This window comes from Staphylococcus pettenkoferi (assembly GCF_002902685.1).
Classification (GTDB): Bacteria; Bacillota; Bacilli; order Staphylococcales; family Staphylococcaceae; genus Staphylococcus; species Staphylococcus pettenkoferi.
Window position 1 is genome coordinate 1 of record NZ_PPRN01000031.1, and the last position, 6,082, is coordinate 6,082.

General features: G+C 33.3%; 6 protein-coding genes and 1 pseudogene. All 7 read left to right on the forward strand.

Annotated features, from left to right (window positions below; translation table 11 throughout):
- Positions 1-88: 88 nt before the first annotated feature.
- Positions 89-409, forward strand: a pseudogene (locus tag CD126_RS06365) (RepB family plasmid replication initiator protein); the annotation flags it as partial.
- 282 nt (positions 410-691) lie between these two features.
- Positions 692-1,141 carry a hypothetical protein gene (locus tag CD126_RS06370; protein WP_002471088.1) on the forward strand — a complete coding sequence of 150 codons (450 nt, stop codon included), beginning with the start codon at positions 692-694 and terminating at the stop codon, positions 1,139-1,141.
- Positions 1,142-1,505: 364 nt separating this feature from the next.
- Complete coding sequence (locus tag CD126_RS06375) at positions 1,506-2,108, forward strand: short chain dehydrogenase (protein ID WP_002502820.1); 603 nt, start codon at positions 1,506-1,508, stop codon at positions 2,106-2,108.
- Between the two features lie 380 nt (positions 2,109-2,488).
- Positions 2,489-2,872 carry a plasmid mobilization protein gene (locus CD126_RS06380; protein WP_103370212.1) on the forward strand — a complete coding sequence of 128 codons (384 nt, stop codon included), beginning with the start codon at positions 2,489-2,491 and terminating at the stop codon, positions 2,870-2,872.
- 177 nt (positions 2,873-3,049) lie between these two features.
- Complete coding sequence (locus CD126_RS06390; RefSeq protein ID WP_103370213.1) at positions 3,050-4,060, forward strand: relaxase/mobilization nuclease domain-containing protein; 1,011 nt, start codon at positions 3,050-3,052, stop codon at positions 4,058-4,060.
- On the forward strand, positions 3,963-4,568 hold the full coding sequence (locus tag CD126_RS06395; RefSeq protein WP_232620148.1) for a mobilization protein: 606 nt from the start codon (positions 3,963-3,965) through the stop codon (positions 4,566-4,568). The genes CD126_RS06390 and CD126_RS06395 overlap by 98 nt, the downstream gene beginning before the upstream one ends.
- 665 nt (positions 4,569-5,233) lie before the next feature.
- Complete coding sequence (locus CD126_RS06400; protein WP_103370214.1) at positions 5,234-6,034, forward strand: replication initiation protein; 801 nt, start codon at positions 5,234-5,236, stop codon at positions 6,032-6,034.
- Positions 6,035-6,082 lie beyond the last annotated feature (48 nt).

The following is a 6,082-nucleotide window of genomic DNA, read 5'->3' on the forward strand; positions in this document are numbered from 1 at the left end:
TTGTTAAATTGTTTATATCTGAAATAATTCATACAGAAGACTCCTTTTTGTTAAAATTATACTATAAATTCAACTTTGCAACAGAACCAATCAAAAAGTATTAGCCCCTATCATTAAAGAGTTAGGCTTTATTTTTAATAATCTTAATATCAATAAAATAAAGGCAAAAAAAGGACGTAAAATTGAATGGTTAGAGTTTACTTTTGATGCTGAGAAACGTATTCACAGTAAACGACAGCCACAAATGACGAATATAGGTAAGTCACGACAATATATCAGTCGTGAGAAAACACCAAAATGGTTAGAAGAACGCACATATGAAAAACAAACACAAAATGAGTATGATCCACAATTAGAGAAAGAACGAGAAGCCTTTTTAAAACAGCTCCAAACCGATTGGGAAGAATAATAAAAGTAGATGAATTTTTACAAATAGTATCTGCTGATGTATACTGAAGGTAACAAGTGAAGTATGGTTCGCCATATGTCAAAACCCCACTGCCGACCAAAGCAAAGTGGGGTTTTTTATTTATCTTTTTAGGTTATCTGTAATGTAGTTCGCAACTACACCAGCAATAACAGATAAGATAAATGTTCCAACAAGTGAGAGTATCGTTAACGCCATATGCACACCTCCTTTGTGCACGGAAGTGCCTTTCTATTATAAATTATTAATAGAAAGGATGATATGATGAAACGGATTAAATTAAATTTCTTTGATTTAGATGAAATTAGTAGTAGAGAGTTTGATTTCTCAGTTTTAATCATTATGTTATGTATCGCATTTAGAAATTACTTCAGAGGTTATGGTTTTGCTATTCATTTAACTTCCGACTTATTTTTTGAAATGACATTGCTATTACTCCCAGTATCACTTTTACTCTTCAATAAAAAGACAAATGAAGAAATCGCTAATACATTAAAAAGTAATATACCTCTCATCTTTCCAATTTTAGGGAGTATGTTTTATATAGGTATAGGGAGATTTTTAATATATCTCGCTCACAAGATCCCAATCATTGACTTCATATTTAGTCTTTTTGGATTAGTCATGTTAATTGCTGGTATTATAAACATTTTAATTTCAATATTAATATTCGTTACAAAACAACGCGTAAAACAATCAGCGTCTAAAAAATAGACGCTCTTCAACTGAATAAAAATACAAAATAACAGCATTTGAAAATGCATGAAAACGTGTGGTTAAGGGACTGTATAAAATATGAATAATCGATAATCCAAAAACGAAGGGACAAACGCTGAAATGACTGCGTTTGTCCCTTCGTGTTGAGTTGACATAATTAAATATTATGGGTAGTTAATTTGTATATTCTATGTATAAGCTTATTTAATATTAACATTACTTGAATATACTATGTTTTACAGAATAAATTCATAAATGTATATGTTACATTAAGTATGTAAGTGTTAATAGTAAACTTTCGAATATATTCATTTTTGCTAAAAAACTTACAAAAATAACAGTATTTATTAGGAGGATTACAATGAAAATAGTAGTTATTGGTGCTACTGGCACAATAGGTAAAAGTGTATCTAAGAAACTTAAAGAAAATAATCATGAAGTTATTGAAGTTGGCAGTAAATCTGGTGACTATCAATTAGATATTACCTCTCCAACAGAAGTAGAACAAATGTATAAAGATATTAAAGATATAGATGCTGTTGTTAGCGCTACAGGAGGCGCAACTTTCAAATCTCTATCAGATATTAGTTTAGAAGAAAATAATGTAGCTATAAAAAGTAAATTATTAGGACAAATAAACCTTGTTTTAATAGGTCAACACTATTTAAATAAAAACGGTAGCTTTACTTTAACTTCCGGAATTATGATGGATGATCCTATTCTATTAGGTTCTTCAGCAGCTATGGCAAATGGCGGTGTTGCAGGATTTGTTACATCAGCAGCTATAGAATTAAAAAATGGTTTAAGAATTAACAATGTAAGTCCTAATGTCGTTGAAGAAGCTTTAGATAAATATGGGGAATTCTTCAAAGGATTTACAGCGGTTCCAGTTGATAAAGTAGCAAATGCATTTATTAAAAGTGTTGAAGGTGCTCAAACTGGACAAACGTATAAAATTTATTAATTTTTTAGTGTGTCATTATCCTATATTCAATTTTCATTAACTAAAATGATCAAGGTTGGACAGAAGGAGCTTTCAAAACAGCAGAAAAAATGTTACAAGAACATTTTGGATTAGAAAGACCCGAATGGTTGGATAGTGATTACTATTTAGGATGGTGATTTTTCTTGTTTATAGTGGCTATCAATTAGCCACTATTTTTTCGTCAGAAAAAATCCTAAGGGGCTTGGGGATTATCCCCAACAAGCTGGCGCGTCTGCCATGTTAATGGCTAGCAAAGCCAATGCTTGCCAAACCACTTAACGACTTGATTAATTTTACTTTATCCTATAAAGTAAAATGTAAGAAAGGCGTTATCTTTCGAAGAAAGCGTGGTGGGAATAATGAGCGAACAAAACACATTTGTGGCTAGCGACGAAACTGTTGGGCGAAACCGTAAACCCAACCGTAAGGAGCCAAAACAAATCAGTTTTCGTGTGAGCGAATCCGAATATTTAAAGTTACAACAATCAGCTGAAACTTTAAATATGAGTGTGCCTTCTTTCGTTAAGAAAAAGGCACAAGGCGCCCGATTGGTCGCACCCAAATTGGATCAAGCAACGCGACAATCGGTAGCGAAAGATTTGAGTATGTTGGGCGCAAATGCGAATCAGATTGCGAAATATTGCAACCAACACCAACATGAAGCACCGAACTATAAAGCATTAGAACGTAATATCAGCGAATTACGTGAAAGGTTAGATGAGGTATGGAACAAACTAAATTAAGAAGATGGCTGTTTGGTATTTGGATTTTAACTGTTATATCTTTAATGATCTTCATTTTATTTTTTAATTTTTCATTCCTAAAACAATGGTGGTTTATCACCATCTGTTTCTTATTTTGTGCTTTCGGTGGCCTTTTAATTGATCATTTTATTCCTAAACAAAAAAAGCGTGATACCAATGGCAACAACTAAATTAAGTGCCACCAAATCAACATCACGGGCCATTAATTATGCTGAGAAACGAGCCGTTGAAAAAAGCGGCTTAAATTGTGATGTCGACTATGCGAAATCGAGTTTTAAAGCTTCACGTGAATTATATGGTAAAACCGATGGCAATCAAGGACATGTCATAATCCAATCGTTTAAACCTGGCGAAGTCACGCCCGAACAATGTAATCAATTAGGCTTAGCACTCGCTGAAAAGCTCGCACCGAATCATCAAGTGGCGGTCTATACGCATGCCGATACAGACCATGTACACAATCATATTGTGATGAATTCCATTGACCTCGAGACAGGTAAGAAATTCAATAACAATAAACAAGCGTTACGTAATGTCAGAAATTTCAATGATGAGGTTTGCATAGAACATGGTTTAAGCGTGCCAGAAAAGGACACAGCACGCTTACGTTATACGCAGACAGAAAAAGCGATTGCTGACCCTAATACGAAATCAACAGCCCAATATTCATGGAAAGATGAAATCAGAGAGGCGATAGACCAATCACAAGCCACCAATATGAATGAATTCAAAGACCATTTAAACCAACATGGTATTGAAATTGAACGTGTCACACCCAAAAGCATTACCTATCGACACTTAGCCGAAGATAAAAAGGTGCGTGGGCGTAAACTCGGCGAAGATTACAATAAAGGAGGGATCGAAGATGGCTTTGAAAGACAAATTCAACGACGGAGACAACAAGAACGAGACTCAGACATCGAATTCCAGCCCAAACGACCAACTTCAAGTCGTGATGAAGCAACTGAACGAGATACAGGCGTCACTCAAGCAGATTGGGAACAATTCGCCCAAGACACAAATGAGCTTGAGCGTAGCCGACAAGCTGCAGAATCAGCAAGACTTGCTGATGAAAAGGCTCGAAGAGATCGAGAAGAGAGAGAACGAGCGAAACAAGCGTCACGACGAATTATTAACAACGATCGAGACCACGGCCTCGAAATTTAATCAAGCGACTGAAATCACACAAAAGCGTTTTATCAGTGTAGCGAAACACAATATTGAACGCATTAATAACGATAATTTAAAACAAGATTTTCAAACAGCCATCCAAGAAGAATTGAAAGATGTAAAAACAGACACACATAAGGCGATTGAGCAGTTACAAACCAATCAAGCAGAACTGCAACAAGCGAATAACGATTATAAAGCAACCATGGATGAACGTATCAAGCACAACGAAATAGCTGTTAAACAATATGATCAAGCGTTTCATCGTTTAACCAAAGGCATTACAGCGATGTTTTTTATTATTGCTTTAGTCATGGTCACATTTTTAGTCTTAAGTCCCTTAGGCGACTGGTTAGATGTGCAACATTTTTACGAATGGTTGAACTATGTCCTGAAAACAGGCCATTCAACATGGCGTTATTTTATGCTTATTTTCTATCTTGTCCCTTATGTTTTATTTGGAGGACTTATGTATGTCATTTTAAAGGCATATGAGCGTCTTTAATATCAAATAGACAGGAAAATACATTTTAGTTTAATAAAGAGGCTATATCAAGCTTAAAATAGCTTAGAAATCAATTGTTTATTTTATCATTATTAATCATGCCGATATTAAAAGTTGTAAAAGAGAGGAAAATGAAGAATAGAACACGCTATTATGCCGAGAAAATTTATTGAGTATTGAGAAGAACCCTTAATTAAACTGTAACGACGAATGTCGGTATAGCGTGAGCTATTAACCCGACGAGTCGACAGTTTTAGGGTTTATTAAGGGTTCCGAGGCTCAATGTCAATAAAGCAATTGGAATAATGCATTAAGGTTATATCATTTATTGTTTTTTAAATAATAAAAACCAACCATAAAAAATGGTTGGTTTCCTTTTTGTCTTTTGAATTTGTGAGGGGTAAATTGCCCCGAACTTTTTAATATCTTTTTATAAATCTTTTTAAAACCTTTTTAGGAGGCATTTGAACCTTAGAGCGACAAAGGATTTGAAAGGTTAAAGGCAACTTTTTGTAACTACAAAGGCAACTTTTTTAAAAAAAGTTGCCTTTGTAGTTACAATGATGTTATTATAGTTTTAAATTAAAGTATTTACATACTATTAAGACACCTATTATTTTTTTAAGTGTCCTAATTTTGTTTATTGCTTAGGAGGCTTTATAAACATGTCTGGAGAAACTGTTGTCTATCAAAATGAAATGAATTTAGTTCCTTTACGTAAGTTTACTAGCACAGAAATCGATATATTTTTTAGTCTTTGTAATAAGTTAAAAGAACAAGATATAAAAGAATTAACTATCCCTTTTGAGGAATTACGTCACTTAAGTAATTACTATCATCGTTCATTAAAACGTTTTGTTAAAGATTTAGAACATGTATACGATAAGATGTTAACTTTAACTTATACTGAACGAAGTGGCCTATCTTTTAAAAAATTTGTATTGTTTACAGGATATGAAGTTGATGTTGATGAACAAAAATTAATTGTTAGTATTAACCCTAAATTAAAGCACGTTTTAAATGAAATAACAGCTGATTTTACTAAGTTTGAATTGAAAGAAATGACACACCTTAAATCAACATACTCTAAAAATATGTTTAGATTATTAAAACAATATAAACACACAGGCTATTTCAAAATTCAAATTGAGGATTTTAGAGAACGATTAGATATTCCTAATAGTTACCGTATGACACATATTAATCAAAAAGTATTAGCCCCTATCATTAAAGAATTAGGTTTTATTTTTAACGACCTTAATATCAATAAAATAAAGGCAAAAAAAGGTCGCAAAATTGAATGGCTAGAGTTTACGTTTGACGCTGAGAAACGCATTCACAATAAACGACAACCACAAATGGCTAATATAAATAAGTCACGCCAATATATAAGTCGTGAGAAAACTCCAAAATGGTTAGAAGAACGCAGGTTCTGTTGCAAAGTAAAAAATATAGCTAACCACTAATTTATCATGTCAGTGTTCGCTTAACTTGCTAGCATGATACTAATTTCG